Here is a 16,836-nt window from a genome sequence, read left to right on the forward strand (position 1 = left end):
CCGTCGCAGTAGATCGCTCAGGTGCTTCCCCCCAGTAGCGGCGTCACCGTGACCTGAACACGGTGACGCCGCTGCTGTTTCCGGGGAAATATCGGGATCTGGGTGCCGGTGGGTGTGGGGTGGCGACCGCTCGACATCCGCCTGCTTGGCTGAAAGTAGCCGTAACTTTTCCGTGCCGGCCGCCGCGTCAGTCGCCGTGCCCGCCGCCCGTCCGTCATTGAGGATGGGCGGTTTTTTGCGTGCCCGCCCGCCTCGGCCGTCTTGGCGGCCTCTCTTTCACCTTGAGTGGAATAGACTCAACTTTATGTACGCTGGCTGTGTCAGTCACGATGTGGAAGGGAGACAGCGACCGTGGACGCCGAGCTGACCAACAGGAGCCGGGACGCGATCAACGCGGCCACCAGCAGGGCCGTGTCCGGGGGGCACCCGGACCTGACCCCCGCGCACCTGCTGCTGGCGCTGCTGAGCGGCGAGGACAACGAGAACGTCACCGACCTGCTGGTGGCGGCCGACGCCGACCAGGCGGCCGTACGTTCGGGTGCCGAGCGCGTCCTCGCGGGCCTGCCCAGCGTGACCGGCTCGACCGTCGCGCCCCCGCAACCGAACCGGGAACTTCTTTCGGTCATCGCCGATGCGGCCGAACGGGCGAAGGAGCTCGGCGACGAGTACCTCTCCACCGAGCATCTCCTCATCGGCATCGCCGCGAAGGGCGGCCCCGCCGGGGACGTACTCTCCGAGCAGGGCGCCGGCGCGAAAAAGCTGCTGGACGCGTTCCAGAAGAGCAGGGGAGGGCGTCGCGTGACCACAGCCGACCCCGAGGGCCAGTACAAGGCCCTGGAGAAGTTCGGTACGGACTTCACGGCCGCGGCCCGGGAGGGCAAGCTCGACCCGGTCATCGGCCGTGACCAGGAGATCCGCCGGGTCGTGCAGGTGCTGTCGCGCCGTACGAAGAACAACCCGGTCCTCATCGGTGAGCCCGGAGTCGGCAAGACGGCCGTCGTCGAGGGCCTCGCCCAGCGCATCGTGAAGGGCGACGTACCGGAGTCCCTGAAGAACAAGCGCCTCGTCTCCCTGGACCTCGGCGCGATGGTCGCCGGGGCGAAGTACCGGGGTGAGTTCGAGGAGCGCCTGAAGACGGTCCTGGCGGAGATCAAGAACTCCGACGGCCAGATCATCACCTTCATCGACGAACTCCACACGGTCGTCGGCGCGGGCGCCGGCGGTGACTCCGCGATGGACGCCGGCAACATGCTGAAGCCGATGCTGGCGCGTGGCGAGCTGCGCATGGTCGGCGCGACGACCCTCGACGAGTACCGCGAGCGCATCGAGAAGGACCCGGCGCTGGAGCGCCGCTTCCAGCAGGTCCTGGTGGCGGAGCCGAGCGTCGAGGACACCATCGCGATCCTGCGCGGTCTCAAGGGCCGGTACGAGGCTCACCACAAGGTCGTCATCGCCGACAGCGCGCTGGTCGCGGCGGCGACCCTCTCCGACCGCTACATCACCTCCCGCTTCCTCCCCGACAAGGCGATCGACCTGGTCGACGAGGCCGCGTCCAGGCTCCGCATGGAGATCGACTCGTCCCCGGTCGAGATCGACGAACTCCAGCGTGCCGTCGACCGGTTGAAGATGGAGGAACTCGCGCTGGAGAGGGAGACCGACCCGGCCTCGCGCGAGCGACTGGAACGGCTGCGCCGTGATCTCGCCGACAAGGAGGAGGAGTTGCGCGGGCTGACGGCCCGTTGGGAGAAGGAGAAGCAGTCCCTCAACCGGGTCGGCGAGCTGAAGGAGAAGCTCGACGAACTGCGCGGCCAGGCCGAACGGGCCCAGCGCGACGGCGACTTCGACTCCGCCTCCAAGCTCCTCTACGGCGAGATCCCCACCCTGGAAAGGGACTTGGAGGAAGCCTCGGAGGCCGAGGTGGAGGCCTCCAGGGACACCATGGTCAAGGAGGAGGTCGGCCCCGACGACATCGCGGACGTGGTCGGCGCCTGGACCGGCATCCCGGCCGGCCGTCTCCTGGAGGGGGAGACCCACAAACTCCTGCGAATGGAGGAGGAGTTGGGCCGCCGGCTCATCGGCCAGTCGGAGGCGGTCCAGGCGGTCTCGGACGCCGTACGGCGGACCAGGGCCGGTATCGCGGACCCCGACCGTCCGACCGGCTCCTTCCTCTTCCTGGGCCCGACGGGTGTCGGCAAGACGGAGCTGGCGAAGGCGCTGGCCGACTTCCTCTTCGACGACGAGCGGGCCATGGTCCGCATCGACATGTCGGAGTACGGCGAGAAGCACAGCGTCGCCCGCCTCGTCGGAGCCCCGCCCGGCTACGTCGGCTACGAGGAGGGCGGCCAGCTCACGGAGGCGGTGCGGCGCCGCCCGTACAGCGTGGTGCTCCTGGACGAGGTCGAGAAGGCCCACCCGGAGGTCTTCGACGTCCTCCTCCAGGTCCTCGACGACGGCCGCCTCACGGACGGCCAGGGCCGCACCGTCGACTTCCGCAACACGATCCTGATCCTGACGTCGAACCTGGGCAGCCAGTTCCTCGTGGAGCCGACGACGTCGGAGGAGGAGAAGAAGCAGCAGGTGCTGGAAGTGGTGCGGGTCTCCTTCAAGCCGGAGTTCCTGAACCGCCTGGACGACCTGGTCGTCTTCTCCGCACTGAACGGACAGGAACTGGAACGCATCGCGGGCCTCCAGATCGACCGCCTCGCCAAGCGCCTGGCCGAGCGCCGCCTCACCCTCGACGTCACCCCGGCCGCCCTGGCCTGGCTCGCCGACGAGGGAAACGACCCGGCGTACGGCGCCCGGCCGCTCCGCCGCCTCATCCAGACGGCGATCGGCGACCGGCTCGCCAAGGAGATCCTCGCGGGCGAGGTCAAGGACGGCGACACGGTCCGCGTGGACGCGTTCGGGGAGGGGCTGATCGTGGGTCCGGCGGTCGGCAAGACGTTGTAGTCGGACTGATTTCGGACGCTCCGGGCCGACGTGTCAGGGCGGCTGTTGCCGGTCGGGGGCGAAGCAAGAGAGGGTGGGGTGTGTAGGTCTGGTCTCAGCGATGGCCGGACGAGCCAGACGACAGCAGGAGTGTTCACGTATGACCATCGACCCGTCCTCGATTCCCAACTTCGGGGGCCAGCCCGAGCCGCAGTCCGACGGACCGGCGGGCCCTGTCGTTCCGGATCAGGACCTGGTGAAGCAGCTCCTTGAACAGATGGAGCTGAAGTACGTCCTCGACGACGAGGGTGACCTCGCTGCGCCGTGGGAGCAGTTCCGTACGTACTTCATGTTCCGCGGTGAGGGTGACCAGCAGGTCTTCTCGGTGCGGACGTTCTACGACCGGCCCCACCCGATCGAGGAGAAGCCCGCGCTTCTCGAGTCGATCGACGACTGGAACCGCCGGACCCTGTGGCCCAAGGTGTACAGCCACACGCACGACGACGGCACGGTTCGCCTGATCGGCGAGGCGCAGATGCTGATCGGTACGGGCGTCAGCCTGGAGCACTTCGTGTCGTCGACCGTGAGCTGGGTGCGGGCCGCGATCGAGTTCGACAAGTGGCTCGTCGAGCAGCTCGGCCTGGAGCCGGACGCCGAGGACGCCGATGGCGCGGAGAAGCCCGAGGACGACGAAGCGTAGTCATACCCGTATGCGGCCCGGTATGCGGCCCGTACGCGGAGGAGCCCGGCCGGAAGGCCGGGCTCCTCGTCGTTGTGCGCCCAGCATGGGCGATTGCTTGGGGGTGAAAGTCCCCTGGGGGAAGAGGTGGTGCTAACCCCGAGCCGGAGGCAAGGGCGTCATCGTGAGGTGGGGTCTGGAGGAAGCCCGAGGCGAGACCTGGGTACCGAGGTACACGAACCGTGTATGAGGCGTGCTGGCCGGGTGAGCCTGCAACGGAAGGTGAAGCCCGTCTCCACCAAGAAGGCCAGTGCGTAAACGCGGCGGGGATCCAGGGACAGTGATCGTTCTTACCTGGGGAGATCTGTCCGGGTGTTGGTTGTGCTGAGGTGTCGCCGCGCCGACGGAGCAGGCCGGGAGGTCGGTTCTGACCGGGCAGAAGTCAGCAGAGGTCGTAGTACCAGCCGGGGTGAGCAGGGCGGCTGGGAAGGGCCGAACATCGAGTGGAACGGGTGATGTGGTGGTTGCTCGTGCTGGTCACATGGACCGCAGCAAGTCCGCTTCGGCGGCGCCGACCGGGGAGGGACCGGTGCATTCCGGAAGTGTCCTGGCGGAGCGTAGTGGCCGGTCGGCGCACTCCACGGAGGACGTTCACCGGGAGCGGGAGTCCTCGCTGTGGGAGCGGATGCTCTCCAGGGAGAACCTGCTCGCGGCGCTCAACCGCGTTGAAGTGAACCGGGGTGCTCCCGGGGTGGACGGCATGACCACGGCTGAGTTGCGGCCGTGGATCGCAGTTCACTGGCCCGAAGTCCGGGCCGAACTCGATGCGGGCATCTACCGGCCGGCGCCGGTCCGTCAGGTGATCATCCCGAAGCCTGGCGGCGGCGAGCGGATGCTGGGGGTGCCGCGGGTGCTGGACCGCTTGATCCAGCAGGCCATCGCGCAGGTGCTCGTGCCCATTTTCGACCCGGAGTTCTCGGGGTCGTCCTTCGGTTTCCGTCCTGGCCGGTCCGCTCATCAGGCGGTCCGTGCTGCACGGCGGGCGATCGAGGACGGCAACCGGTGGGTCGTGGACGTTGACCTGGACCGGTTCTTCGACCGGGTCCAGCACGACGTCCTGATGGCGCGGGTGGCACGCAAGGTCAGTGACCGCAGGGTCCTGAAGCTGGTCCGCAGGTATCTGGGAGCCGGGATCATGGTGGACGGTGTGAAGATGCCGAGCGCGGAGGGGACGCCGCAGGGGTCACCGCTGTCGCCCGTGCTGTCGAACATCATGCTCGACGACCTGGACCGGGAACTGTTCAGGCGCGGTCACCGGTTCGTGCGTTACGCCGACGATGTGCGCATCTTCGTGCGGAGCGAACGAGCTGCCCGAAGGGTGCTCGTCTCGGTCACGGCCGTGGTCGAGCAGCGGCTGAAACTGAAGGTCAACAGGGAGAAGTCGAAGGTAGTCCGGGCCTCCGCCGCCACGCTGCTGGGGTTCGGCTTCTACTTCACCCGGAACGGGGTCCACATCCGGATCGATCCAAAGGCGTTGGCGCGCTGGAAGGTGAAGATCCGGGAGCTGACCTCACGCCGGTGGAGCATCGCGATGGAAGACCGTATCGCGAAGATCAACCGGTTCATGACCGGATGGATGGGCTACTTCCAACTCTCGGACGCCGCCAGGCCGTTCCGGGACCTGGAGGAATGGCTCCGCCGCAGGATGCGGCAGATCCGCTGGAAGGAATGGAAACGCTTCGCCGCCAGGCGCCGGAACCTGCTCGCGCTCGGGATCCCCGAGCGCGCCGCCCGTGAATGGGCGAGCAGCAGCAAAGGCTACTGGCGGATCGCGGGGTCTGCCGTCCTTCAGCGGGGACTGCCCAACTCCTACTGGGACGACCTGGGCCTGAAGATGCTCAAGCCGACCTGGCAACGGTTGAGATCAGCCCGATGAACCGCCGGATGCGTGACCCGCATGTCCGGTGGTGTGGGAGGAGGGCCGGGCGACCCGGCCCTCCTACCCGATTCCGGGACAGCCGACCCTCCGTCGCCCAGGTGACCGGGTCCCGGTCGCCGTCCGGCCGACGGGCTCACCGGGCCCTTGTTCGCGAGGGTCCGGTGGGCCGCTGACCTCCTGAAAGAACCGGGGTGAAGAACTGGGGGGGAAGAACCACCCCGCCCTCCCTCCCCGGCCGTGAAGCCCGCGTTCACCCGTCCGGGTGACCGGCTTGCAGGCGCGGGATGCGGGCGGTTACGTTCGCCGCGACAACCACAGACAAATGCGGCCCCCGGCCGGGATTCCCGTCCCGATCGAGGGCCTGACCGATCAGGAAGCGAACCCTTCCCAATGGCTGAGCCGAAGTCTAATGCGCGCCTGCGCGCCGATGCCGGAGCCCCGACCTCCGGCGTGATCCACGTACGCACCCGTCTCACCGCCGACTTCACCGTGATCTCCAACGCCCTCGTCCAGCGACGCGGCAGCGCGGTCACGATCGGCGTCGCGGCGTACATCGCCTCCCTCCCCGACCGATCTCCGGTGACCATCACCGCCCTGTGCCAGCACTTCAACGAGGGCGAGATCCTCATCTCGCGGGCACTCAGGGAACTCGAAGCGGCCGGCTATCTGGAGCGCCGCCGCGAGCGAACGTCCACCGGGACGATCCGCACCCGGACGTACTTCTACGACGTCCCGGGCGGCGATCCCTGCCCGGTCCCGGTCCCGGAACCGGCTGGGCCTCCCGAGCCGCCGCAGCCGCGTCGGCCCCGGGAGCAGCCCGCTGTGGCTGTGCCCGTACGGGCCGAGGCAGAGGGCGCGGCCGAGACGGGCGCGCCCGAGCCCCTCGCCGCTGCCGCCGCCGACCCACGGGCGGTCGCCGTACTCGCCGCTCTGCGCCTGGTCGACCCTCGCCTCGTACTGACCGCCGGGGAAGCCGCCCGGCTGGCTCCGGCCGTCTCCCAGTGGCTCGCGGCAGGCCTCCTGCCCACCCACATCACGGACCACCTCACCGCACGGCTCCCGGACCGCTTCCTGACCCGCCCGGCGGGCATCCTCGCCTACCGGCTGAAGGAAACTCCCCTCGCCCTGCCCGCACCGCCCGCACGGGCCTTCGGCGCGGAACCCTTCGTACGTCCGGCAGCCGAGCCCATGCGGAACTGCGACGGCTGCGACCGGGGATTCCGCGCGGCCGAACCCGGCCGCTGCCGGGAATGCCGGTCCGGAGCAGCCGGACGCCTGGCCGCCTGATGCGCGGGCTGACGTCAGGATGCGGCCGCCGAAGGTGCGGGGGAGTGGCAATCCGGCGCCACCTCCTTGCGTGCGACGCACCGAGACCCGCCCGGCATGGTGCGACCACGGCTGTACACGCAGAGCGCACTGGGGAGAACCTGACCATGACGTCCCGGCCGTTCCTTGCGCTGATGAAGCAGGACAACGGTGCCAAGTCGCTTCTCCTGGCTCTGCCCGAGGTGTTTCCGTGGGTGCGCCATCTGAACGCCGAAGAAGTCCGGGAATTCACTGTCCGAGCTCCTGGACGCGCTGTCCGACGCCGCTGAGCTGGGCGCCCGGGAGGCTGTGCACCGAGCGATCGTCTCGTGGCGGGCAACCGCCCGTATCAACGCCGACCCTGACCAGCTCAAGGAAGCGATCCGTCCGCTCGGTGGCGTCGATCTCGGCCCCGTCGAGATGCACGAGTGAGTCCGAAGAAAGGCGATCGGGCCTCAGCCGGAGACCGCGACCACGTGTTTGCCCATGACGCCGCCCCGCTCGAACGCCCGGTGCGCCGAAGCGATGTCCGCGAGCGGATACACGCCCTCCACCACGGGTCGCAGCGCACCGGACGAGACGTGGTCGGCCAGTGCGCGCAGCACGTCGGCCTCGGGGTTGGCGCTGAAGGTGCGGATGCGGCGGGCGCCGTGCACGCTGGACGCCGCTATCGCCGCGATGGCGGCGCCCGACAGCGCGACGGTGACCATCCGGCCGCCCTTGGTCAGCCGGCTCCGGAAGCAGTTCAGCTCGGAGCCGACCGTGTCGATGACGACGTCGTACGATCCGGTCTCCTCCGGGGCGGTGTCGACGTAGTCGATGACCTTCTCCGCGCCCAGCGCCTCAAGGGCCTTGGCGTGGCGGTGGCGGGCCAGCGCGGTGACGTGGCCGCCCATCGCGTACGCCAGTTGTACGGCGGCTGTGCCGACCCCGCCCGCCGCGCCGCGCACCAGGACCCGTTCGCCCTTCTCCAGCCGCACGGAGTCCCGCAGCGCGATCAGCGCCGTAGCGCCCCCGACGACCAGGGAGGCCGCGTCCACCGACGAGATGCCCTCCGGGGTGGAGGAGACGCGGCCGGCGGGGACCACGACGTACTCGGCCGCCCCGGCCGTCGCGTGCTTCTCCCGGGGATGCACCATGCCCCACACCCGGTCACCGGCCCGGTGGTCCTGGACGTCGGCACCGGTCTCGACGACGACGCCGGCGAAGTCCAGCCCCACACCGATGGGGAACCTGCGGCCCGACACCATGCGCAACCCACCGGCGCGGACGATCACATCGTGTCCGTTCACGCTGGACGCCTCGACGGACACCAGTACCTCACCCCGGCCGGGCGCGGGCCTCTCGACGTCGTTGACGCGCAGGACGTCCGGTGCACCGAAGCTGGTGAACTGAGCGGCCTTCATGGGGTGTTCCATGGGGTGTTCCTTCCACGGCGGACTGTCGTGGAACTGATCCTGGGACCTGTCCGCGACAACCGGGTAGGTCTGCCGGACCCACCCTCGCGGGCCGCGCGCGGACCATACTGATGCGATGGCAGACGATCCCCGACGTGCACTGGCCGACTTCCTGCGAACCCGACGGACCCGCCTGCTCCCACAGGACGTCGGCCTGGAACCGGGCCCGCGCCGGCGCACAGCCGGACTACGACGTGAGGAACTGGCCCTGCTGGCCGGGGTGAGCACGGACTACTACCAGCGTATGGAGCAGGGGCGCGACGTGCGGCCCTCCGAACAGGTCCTCGACGCCATAGCCCGTGCTTTGAACTTCTCCGCCGAGGAGTCCCGGCACCTGCACAGCCTCGCCGCCGCCGCGCGCACTCCCGCCCGGCCGCCGCGACAGTACGAGCCGGAGGAAGTCCCGCCCAGCACGTTGCGGATGATGCGCGGGATGACCGCGCCCGCGATGGTCGTCGGCCGTTTCCTCGACGTACTGGCATGGAATCCGCTGGCAGGACTTCTGCTGGGCGAGTTCACCGAACTACCCCTGGCCGAGCGGAATCTGCTCGCTCTGCTGCTGCACCCGGAGGCGGACCAGGTGTGCCCGGAACGGGCGGCCACCGTCGCCGAACTGACCGGGATGCTGCGCGCCCGGATCGCCGCCGATCCGGGCCACCCGCGCGGTGTGGAAATCGTCGGCGAACTCGCCGTCCGCAGTGACGAGTTCGCGAGGCTGTGGGCCCGCCACGACGTCGAGGAAACCACGCGCGGCCGGATGCGGGTCGACCACCCGCTGGTCGGGGAGCTGAACCTGGACTGGGACGCCTACCCGATGCCCGGTGCCCCCGGCCCGGTGCTCATCGCCTACACCGCCGAGGAAGGCGGCCCCGACGCGGAACGACTCCAACTCCTCGCGGGCCTGCTCACCGCACCCCGCCCGGCACCGGACTCCACCCGGCAGCACTGACGCCTGCCGCGCCGGGCGGCAGGCCGTTCACCGACTCGCGTACGGTGCCGCCGCCGCATACGTCAGCCCCGCCCGCAGGGCTGCGTCAGCGCGCGAACGCCTTGCGGAGCCGTTCCGCCGCCTCCTCCAGTACCGACGTCCGCTTGCAGAACGCGAACCGTACGAACGGTGCGCCCTCTTCGCGGTGGTCGTAGAAGACCGCGTTCGGGATGGCGACCACGCCCGCGCGTTCCGGCAGGGCTCGGCAGAAGGCGAAGCCGTCGCCGCCTTCGGACAGCACAGCGCCCAGGGGGCGGATGTCGGTGGTGATGAAGTACGTGCCCGAGGGCGTGAAGACCTCGAAGCCCGCCTCCTTGAGGCCCGCCGACAGCAGGTCCCGCTTCGTCCGCATGTCCTCGCGGAACGCCTCGAAGTAGGTGTCCGGGAGCGTCAGTGCTTCCGCCACCGCGTACTGGAAGGGGCCGGAGGCCACGTACGTCAGGAACTGCTTCGCCGAGCGCACAGCTGTGACCAGGTCCGGCGACGATGTGACCCAGCCCACTTTCCAACCGGTGAACGAAAACGTCTTCCCGGCGCTCCCGATAGAGACCGTCCGTTCGCGCATCCCCGGGAAGGAGGCCAGCGGCAGATGGCCGGCGTCGTCGAAGACCAGGTGTTCGTACACCTCGTCGGTGACCACCAGCAGGTCGCGTTCCACGGCGAGTCGCGCGATCGCGGTCAGTTCCTCGCGGGTCAGTACCGTGCCCGTCGGGTTGTGCGGGGTGTTGATCAGGAGGAGGCGGGTGCGGGGCGTCACCGCCGCCCGCAGCTCGTCCAGGTCCAGGCGGAACGAGCCCTCGTCGGGGCGCAGTGTGACCGGTACGCGCGTCCCGCCCGCCATCGCGATGCAGGCCGCGTAGGAGTCGTAGTAGGGCTCCAGGGCGATGACCTCGTCGCCGGGCTCCACCAGGGCCAGCAGGGTCGCCGCGATGGCCTCCGTCGCGCCCGCCGTCACCAGGACCTCGCGGTCGGGGTCGTACGACAACCCGTAACGGCGCTCCTGGTGCGCGGCGATCGCCGTACGCAGCTCGGGCACGCCCGGACCCGGCGGGTACTGGTTGCCGCGGCCGTCGCGCAGCGCCCGTACGGCCGCCTCGCGGATCTCCTCGGGGCCGTCGGTGTCCGGGAAACCCTGGCCGAGGTTGATCGAGCCGGTGGCGACGGCGAGCGCCGACATCTCGGCGAAGATCGTCGTCCCGAACTCCGCGAGCCGGCGATTGAGGAAGGGGCGTGCGCTGCTGGTCATGGTCGTCATCCTGCGCCGAAGCTCTGGACTTCCTCAACTCTGCTTTGGCAGGTGAGACGCGCGGGCATCCCCACGTCACGCAAGACGGCGAGGCGCCCACGGGGGGCCGCCTCCGGGGGAACGAAAGGAGGGTGACGTCATGGCCGTAGCCATCATCGCCCTTGCCATCCTGATGGGCTTGTTCATCGTGGTGACCGTGGTGTCCGCGGTGGTCCGGGGCGCGCGGGGGAGCGGGCAGCCGGTCCGCTCGGGGCACAACCGGCGCAGGCGTGGGAGCGGGGGAAGCGACAGCTGGTGGGCCGGGGGAGCGGCGGGCTCCAGCACCTTCGGCGACTCCGGGAGCAGTTCGTCGTGCGGTTCGAGTTCGTCCTGCGGAGGAAGCTCGTCGTGCGGCGGTGGATCGTCCTGCGGGGGTGGCGGGGGCGGATGCGGTGGAGGCAGCTGACACGGGGCAGCTGAGCTCCGGAAGGGGGAACCGTATCCGGACCGCAGGGTGAACGCCCGCCGGGACGACGTGTGTACACGTCGTCCCGGCGGGCGCTCGTGCGACCGGCTCGTGGCCGTCCTTCGCACGCTCGGGCGTACGCCCTGGTTGAACAGTTGAGCTGTGAAGCCCCCTGAGGGATGGAAACCCCACGAAGTTGGGTAAAAACGCTGTGGCGGCGCCACCGTTCATGATTCCCTCTAGACCACCAACACAGCCCTTGGACATCTGCGGATCTCCCCGGATCTCTCCGGAAATCCATGGAAATCAATGGATGTCACCGGATTCTCCTCCTGATGGCTGGGCTGACCGGGCCGATCTCCCGGTGTCGACCTGCGTCGACCTGTGTCGACCGGGGCGCGCCCGACCCACACCTGGTTTCACACACCTTGTTCCCCCACACCTCCCTTTGCGTGCCAGCGGAGCCGATCCATGCTCACGACCCTGAACACCACCTACACCGACACACGCGCGGCCGATCTCGCCTGGACCCTGGGTCGGGAGCCGTTGCCCGCCCTCGCCACCCTCGACATCGAACTGGCGGACGCGAAACTCCAGTTGAGACTCCTCGGCGCCTCCCACCAGGTGCTCCTGGAGGAGAGACAGGGCATCTGTTCGGAGACGGTCGCGTGCATCCCGGGATCCCGCACCCCCCTCCCGCTCGGCGTGGCCAAACGGGTCGACGACTGGGAGTACGAGTTCGCGGCGAGAGTCGAGGTCCTGTCGCCGGGGTCGTTCGCCGGGCGCGCCCAGGAACTGCTGGCCCTGGTCGCCGACCATCCGCACGGCCTCGCCGGCGTCTTCCCCGGCAGCCCGCACGCCTTCACCGCGATGCTGGCCCAGCGGCACGAGGGTCAGGTGCACTGGCGCACCTGGCACGCCTATCCGCAGGACGGGCAGCTCGTGGCGACCAGGACACGGGTGGGGGTGCGAGTGGCGACGGCCCGTTGAGCGGCGGGGGCGCGGCGCGGGCGGGGGCGGATGCCGGTTACGGGCGTCGGTTGCGGGGTGCCGGTGGCGTGCTGCCGAGGGCCTCGGCGGCGGATACGGGCCTTCACACCGACTTCGTCCGCGTAAACCGAGACCACACGTGTGGGTGACGAAGCGCACCAAGAGTGTGACGTAGCGTTCCCAGCGTGATCGAACCGCACGTGCCGGCCCCGCCGGGCATCACCCCGTCCTGGGGCAGCCCCCCGTCCTGGGGCAGCCCCCCGTCCTGGGGCAGCCCCGCGCGGCTGCCCGTACGGTCCGGCATCGGCCGGTTCCTGGTCCTCGCCGGCGCCTTCGTCTGCGCGGCCTGTGGACTGGTGTACGAACTGGAGCTCGTCGCGCTCGCCTCGTATCTGATCGGCGACTCGGTCACCCAGGCGTCCGTCGTGCTCTCCGTGATGGTGTTCGCGATGGGCATCGGCTCGCTCGCCGCGAAACGCCTGCGCTGCCGCGCCGCGGCCGGCTTCGCCGCGGTCGAGGCGGCGCTCGCGCTGGTCGGCGGCTGCAGCGCGATGGCGCTCTACGCGGTGTTCGCGTGGACGGGCGACTGGGGCGGCCTGTGGGCGAACGGCCCCCGCATCCTCCTCGTCACCTTCTCCCTCGCCATCGGCCTGCTGATCGGCGCCGAGGTGCCGCTGCTCATGGAGCTGATCCAGCGCATCCGCCGCCAGGACCCGGGCGGCGCCGTCGCCGACCTGTTCGCCGCGGACTACGTCGGCGCGCTGGTCGGCGGCCTGGCCTTCCCGTTCCTTCTGCTCCCCTGGCTCGGCCAGCTCACCGGCGCCCTGCTCACCGGCACGGTCAACGCGCTCGTCGGCGCCGCCCTCGTCCTCGGCCTGTTCCGGCGGGACCTCACCCGGCGCGGACGCTGGCTGCTGGTGGTGGCGAACGTGACCGTGATCGGGATGCTGGCAGCCGCGGCCGTACTCGTCGACGACTTCGAACGCGCCGCCCGGCACGCGGTGTACGGCGACGACGTACGGGTGGCGCTGCGGACCGACATCCAGGAGGTCGTTCTCACGGGCGGCACCGACGGCCGGCCGCTGAACCTGTTCCTGGACGGCAGGCTGCGGGTCGGCGGGCGCGACGAGCGGGCCTACCACGAGGCGCTCGTCCACCCCGCGATGAACGGCCCGCACGCGCGCGTGCTCGTCCTCGGCGGCGGCGACGGGCTCGCCACGCGGGAGGTGCTGCGTTATCCGGGCGTACGGCGGGTGGATGTCGTCGAACTCGACGCGGGCGTGGTGCGGCTGGCGCGCCGGGACCCGGCACTCTCCGCCCTGAACGCGCACGCGTTCGACGACCCGCGCGTCCATGTGACGACGGCGGACCCCTTCCGGCTGCTGCGCGGCGCGCGGGCCGCCTACGACGTCGTCATCTCGGATCTGCCGGACCCGGGCATCACGGCGAGTACGAAGCTGTACTCCCAGGAGTTCTACGGGCTGGCGCGGCACGTGCTGACCGACGGCGGCCGGCTGGTCGTGCACGGCGGGACGGTCTCGGCCCGGCCGCGCGCGTTCTGGACCGTCGAGACGACCGTCCGGGCCGCCGGGCTGCGGACCGTGCCCTACCGCGTGACCTACAGCGCGGCCGGCCGCGACGCCGGCTTCGCCGTCGGCCCCGACCGTGCGGCGTCCAGGACGGCGCATGCCGCACAGGACTGGGGTTTCGTGCTGGCGACGGCCGAGGGGCCGGCCCCTCGCCTGTGGGTGGACGGGGCGGTCGGGCCCCGGCTGCGGACTCTCACCCAGGCGGAGCTGGCGGCGGACGCGCGGGCCGCGGCGCGGACGCGGGTGGTGGGGCTGCGGCCGTCGACGTTGGTGCATCCGCGATATTGAGGGAGGCGCGAGCAAGGGGGTAGGTCGCGGGGCTTGTGGCGGTTTGTGGGGCCGCGTGGGTGTGGATCCTCGGGGATACCGTCGGAATCCCCGGATGCGCGGGTGTGACCGGGGCCACGCTGGGTACTCTCGGGTTTCATGGACCATGAGGTGTTCGTTCCGGTCGCGGTCGGGCGGTTGAGGGACGTGCTCGCCGACCCCGCGCGCGTCGCCCGCGCGGTCCCCGGACTCCAGCAGGACGCGGGCACCGAGCCTGCCGCCGCCGGGGTCGCCGGGCGGCTGAAGGTGCGTATCGCTGGGCACACGATCACTTATCGCGGGTCCTTGCGGGTCGCTGTCGCGGACGGCCAGGGTGGCCAGGGTGATCAGGGCGGTGACGATGGCGCGGGGGAGTACGCGTACGTCGTCGAGGGTGACGCCGTCGAGGTGCGCGGGGGCGGGTCGGTGAAGCTGGCTCTGACGTTGCGGGTGCGGGAGGCCGAGAACGCGGGCGAGATCGGCTCGGCGTTGGTGTTCGGGGGCACGGTGACGGCGGACGGGCGCCTGACCGAGCTTCCCGCGGACGCGGTCGCCGCTGCGGGCGGGCGGTTGCTGCGGCGGTTCGGGGAGGGGCTCGGCGAGGCTGCCGAGGGGGCCGGGGATACCGGGGATACCGGGGAGTCCGGGGATACCGGGGAGTCCGAGGGGACTTCGGCCGTGGTGGAGATCCAGGTTCCCGACGTTGAAGTTTCCGATGCCGTCGACCTCGATGAGGGTGAGGACGAGGGGGATGAGGGCGGGGGCGAGCAGGTTTCCAGGCGTTTCATGGAGGCCGATGAGCCGCCCGCCGAGGCCGCGCACGCGCGTCGGACGATGATCGGGCGCAGTGCGGAGGAAGTGGATCACGCGCCGCCCCGGGGGAGGTACGCCCCTGTGCCGCCTCCGGAGCAGGTGGTGGGGAACCTGACGCTGCGGTGGGCTGCGCCGGCTGCGGCGTTGGTGGTGGCGTCGGCGATCGTGGTGGGGCGGGTGCTGCGGAAGCGGCGCTGAGGTGGTTGGGGGTTTGTTTCGCCCCCGCCGCCCCTACCCGTCCCATCCTGTCCCTGGGGGCTGCGCCCCCAGACCCCCCTTCGGCCCTGAACGGGCCTTGTCCTCAAGCGCCGGACGGGCTGAAAATACGGGCCTGCGCTGGAGAGGTGCCGGACGGGCTGGAAATGCGGGCCTGTGCTGGAGAGGTGCCGGACGGGCTGGAAATGCGGGCCTGTGCTGGTGAGGTGCCGGACGGGCTGGAAATGCGGGCCTGTGCTGGTGAGGTGCCGGACGGGCTGGAAATGCGGGCCTGTGCTGGTGAGGTGCCGGACGGGCTGGAAATGCGGGCCTGTGCTGGAGAGGTGCCGGACGGGCTGGAAATGCGGGTCGGTGCTGGACCGGTAGGGTCTTCGCGTGAGTAACGATGAGATCACGCTGGCCGCGGGTGACGCGGAGGTGACCGTGCAGCCGGGGAACGGCGGCCGGGTCGGAGGGTTGCGTGTCGGCGGAGTCGAACTGCTGCGGCAGGGCGCGAAGTTCGGGTGCTTCCCGATGGTCCCCTGGTGCGGGCGCACCCGCGACGGACGGTTCCTCGACGGCGGCACCGTACGCCAACTCCCCCTCAACTCCCCGCCGCACGCCATCCACGGCACCGTCCGTGACAGCGCCTGGCGCGTCGCCCACGCCACTGCCGACGAGGTCGTCATCACGTACGACCTCGTGGAGCCGTGGCCCTATCCCGGGCGCGTCACCCAGGTCTTCGCGCTGACCCCGGACGCCCTCACGCTCTCCATGTCCGTGGAGACGTACGGCGATTCCTTCCCGGCGCAGATCGGCTGGCACCCCTGGTTCAACCGGAACCTCGGCGGCGCGGACGCACCGGCGGAGGTGCAGGTCGCCTTCTCTCCCGACTGGCAGGAGGAGCGCGGCGACGACCATCTGCCGACCGGGAAGCGGATCGACCCGAAGCCCGGACCCTGGGACGACTGCTTCGGCATGCCCGGTGGCGTGGACGTCACCCTCACCTGGCCGCAGCGGCTCGAACTGAAGGTGACCAGTCCCGAGGAATGGGTCGTCGTGTACGACGAACAGGACGCCGCCGTGTGCGTGGAACCGCAGACCGGCCCGCCCAACGGGCTCAACACCCTGCCGCGTCTCGTCACGCCCATCGAACCCCTGGAAGCCAGTACCACCTGGACCTGGCGAGCCCTCTGACCGTCCCGTCTAGGCTGGCGGGCATGAGTGACGTAGACGTACGTGGCGCGCTGCTGCGGCAGATCAAGGACAAGGCCGTCGTGCACGGCAAGGTGACCCTGTCGTCGGGGATCGAGGCCGACTACTACATCGACCTCCGCCTCGTCACCCTCGACGGCCAGGCCGCGCCGCTGGTCGGGCAGGTGCTGCTCGACCTGGCGGCGGAGGCGGGGCTGGAGTTCGACGCCGTGGGCGGGCTGACGATGGGCGCCGACCCGGTCGGCACGGCCATGATGCACGCCGCCGCTGCTCGCGGGCAGCGACTCGACGCGTTCGTCGTGCGCAAGGCGGCCAAGGCGCACGGGATGCAGAAGCGCGTCGAGGGGCCGGGCATCGAGGGGCGGCGCGTGCTGGTCGTCGAGGACACGTCCACGACCGGCGACTCGCCGCTGACCGCCGTGGCGGCCGTGCGCGAGGCCGGCGCCGAGGTCGTGGGCGTCGCGACCATCGTCGACCGGGCGACGGGCGCCGCCGAGAAGATCGAGCAGGGTGCCGGGGTGCCGTATCTCTTCGCGTACTCGAAGAGCGACCTGGGCCTGGACTGAGTACCGGGCGGACCATATGACGGACTCCCCGACGACCACCTGACGAACACCGGACTCAGTACCGGGCGAAACGTCTGGAAAGATGGGGCCGACGATGACGTCGCTTCCCAGGTCTCGCAACCGGGTCTAGGTCAGGGCCGCAGGTACGCAGTACGCCAGATCTCCAGATCTTCGG

The 16,836-nt window shown here is 70.4% G+C and carries 15 protein-coding genes; 13 read left to right on the forward strand and 2 right to left on the reverse strand.

The window, feature by feature from the left end:
• Window positions 1–351 precede the first annotated feature (351 nt).
• From clpB to QA861_RS45875, 5 genes are all read left to right on the forward strand, one after another.
• Entirely contained in the window at window positions 352–2,949 is a 2,598-nt protein-coding gene (gene clpB / locus QA861_RS45855) for an ATP-dependent chaperone ClpB (RefSeq protein WP_334595103.1), read from the forward strand.
• A gap of 139 nt (window positions 2,950–3,088) precedes the next feature.
• The gene (locus QA861_RS45860; protein ID WP_334595104.1) at window positions 3,089–3,628 is read left to right on the forward strand and encodes a YbjN domain-containing protein; all 540 of its coding nucleotides are present in this window, start codon (window positions 3,089–3,091) and stop codon (window positions 3,626–3,628) included.
• A gap of 568 nt (window positions 3,629–4,196) precedes the next feature.
• Window positions 4,197–5,543, forward strand: a complete 1,347-nt coding sequence (gene ltrA, locus QA861_RS45865) for a group II intron reverse transcriptase/maturase (protein WP_334595105.1) — start codon at window positions 4,197–4,199, stop codon at window positions 5,541–5,543.
• Between the two features lie 393 nt (window positions 5,544–5,936).
• Window positions 5,937–6,833: a hypothetical protein gene (locus QA861_RS45870; RefSeq protein WP_334595106.1), complete on the forward strand. Its 897-nt coding sequence runs from the start codon at window positions 5,937–5,939 to the stop codon at window positions 6,831–6,833.
• A gap of 327 nt (window positions 6,834–7,160) precedes the next feature.
• Entirely contained in the window at window positions 7,161–7,283 is a 123-nt protein-coding gene (locus QA861_RS45875) for a hypothetical protein (RefSeq protein WP_334595107.1), read from the forward strand.
• 23 nt (window positions 7,284–7,306) lie between these two features.
• On the opposite strand, the gene QA861_RS45880 is transcribed toward QA861_RS45875, so the two are convergent.
• Window positions 7,307–8,257 (reverse strand): NADP-dependent oxidoreductase, encoded by a 951-nt coding sequence (locus QA861_RS45880; protein ID WP_334595182.1) that lies wholly within the window; start codon window positions 8,255–8,257, stop codon window positions 7,307–7,309.
• A 127-nt stretch (window positions 8,258–8,384) separates the two neighbouring features.
• Between QA861_RS45880 and QA861_RS45885 the strand changes: the two genes are divergently transcribed.
• Window positions 8,385–9,257: a helix-turn-helix transcriptional regulator gene (locus QA861_RS45885; RefSeq protein WP_334595108.1), complete on the forward strand. Its 873-nt coding sequence runs from the start codon at window positions 8,385–8,387 to the stop codon at window positions 9,255–9,257.
• A gap of 85 nt (window positions 9,258–9,342) precedes the next feature.
• Here QA861_RS45885 and QA861_RS45890 read toward each other — a convergent pair whose 3' ends face one another.
• The gene (locus QA861_RS45890; protein ID WP_334595109.1) at window positions 9,343–10,551 is read right to left on the reverse strand and encodes a pyridoxal phosphate-dependent aminotransferase; all 1,209 of its coding nucleotides are present in this window, start codon (window positions 10,549–10,551) and stop codon (window positions 9,343–9,345) included.
• Window positions 10,552–10,681: 130 nt separating this feature from the next.
• On the opposite strand from QA861_RS45890, the gene QA861_RS45895 reads away from it, so the two are divergent.
• The 7 genes from QA861_RS45895 (at window position 10,682) to pyrE (ending at window position 16,661) form a co-directional block, all read left to right on the forward strand.
• Entirely contained in the window at window positions 10,682–10,987 is a 306-nt protein-coding gene (locus QA861_RS45895; protein WP_334595110.1) for a hypothetical protein, read from the forward strand.
• Between the two features lie 471 nt (window positions 10,988–11,458).
• Window positions 11,459–11,977 carry a DUF2617 family protein gene (locus tag QA861_RS45900; protein WP_334595111.1) on the forward strand — a complete coding sequence of 173 codons (519 nt, stop codon included), beginning with the start codon at window positions 11,459–11,461 and terminating at the stop codon, window positions 11,975–11,977.
• Window positions 11,978–12,162: 185 nt separating this feature from the next.
• Complete coding sequence (locus tag QA861_RS45905) at window positions 12,163–13,854, forward strand: polyamine aminopropyltransferase (protein ID WP_334595112.1); 1,692 nt, start codon at window positions 12,163–12,165, stop codon at window positions 13,852–13,854.
• Window positions 13,855–13,992: 138 nt separating this feature from the next.
• Entirely contained in the window at window positions 13,993–14,883 is an 891-nt protein-coding gene (locus tag QA861_RS45910; protein ID WP_334595113.1) for an SRPBCC family protein, read from the forward strand.
• 146 nt (window positions 14,884–15,029) lie between these two features.
• On the forward strand, window positions 15,030–15,284 hold the full coding sequence (locus QA861_RS45915) for a hypothetical protein (RefSeq protein ID WP_334595114.1): 255 nt from the start codon (window positions 15,030–15,032) through the stop codon (window positions 15,282–15,284).
• The gene (locus QA861_RS45920) at window positions 15,277–16,077 is read left to right on the forward strand and encodes an aldose epimerase family protein (RefSeq protein ID WP_334595115.1); all 801 of its coding nucleotides are present in this window, start codon (window positions 15,277–15,279) and stop codon (window positions 16,075–16,077) included. Before QA861_RS45915 ends, QA861_RS45920 begins: the two co-directional genes overlap by 8 nt.
• Before the next feature lie 23 nt (window positions 16,078–16,100).
• The gene (gene pyrE, locus QA861_RS45925) at window positions 16,101–16,661 is read left to right on the forward strand and encodes an orotate phosphoribosyltransferase (RefSeq protein ID WP_334595116.1); all 561 of its coding nucleotides are present in this window, start codon (window positions 16,101–16,103) and stop codon (window positions 16,659–16,661) included.
• Window positions 16,662–16,836: the final 175 nt, after the last annotated feature.

Origin of the sequence: Streptomyces sp. B21-083, from assembly GCF_036898825.1 — a bacterium.
Classification (GTDB): domain Bacteria; phylum Actinomycetota; class Actinomycetes; order Streptomycetales; family Streptomycetaceae; genus Streptomyces.

Coding starts and splice junctions, on each gene's coding strand:
- QA861_RS45885 (WP_334595108.1), top strand. CDS start 8,385: ATGGCAGACGATCCCCGACGTGCACTGGCCGACTTCCTGCGAACCCGA.
- QA861_RS45900 (WP_334595111.1), top strand. CDS start 11,459: ATGCTCACGACCCTGAACACCACCTACACCGACACACGCGCGGCCGAT.
- QA861_RS45860 (WP_334595104.1), top strand. CDS start 3,089: ATGACCATCGACCCGTCCTCGATTCCCAACTTCGGGGGCCAGCCCGAG.
- QA861_RS45890 (WP_334595109.1), bottom strand. CDS start 10,551: ATGACGACCATGACCAGCAGCGCACGCCCCTTCCTCAATCGCCGGCTC.
- pyrE (WP_334595116.1), top strand. CDS start 16,101: ATGAGTGACGTAGACGTACGTGGCGCGCTGCTGCGGCAGATCAAGGAC.
- QA861_RS45880 (WP_334595182.1), bottom strand. CDS start 8,257: ATGAAGGCCGCTCAGTTCACCAGCTTCGGTGCACCGGACGTCCTGCGC.
- QA861_RS45895 (WP_334595110.1), top strand. CDS start 10,682: ATGGCCGTAGCCATCATCGCCCTTGCCATCCTGATGGGCTTGTTCATC.
- QA861_RS45910 (WP_334595113.1), top strand. CDS start 13,993: ATGGACCATGAGGTGTTCGTTCCGGTCGCGGTCGGGCGGTTGAGGGAC.
- QA861_RS45870 (WP_334595106.1), top strand. CDS start 5,937: ATGGCTGAGCCGAAGTCTAATGCGCGCCTGCGCGCCGATGCCGGAGCC.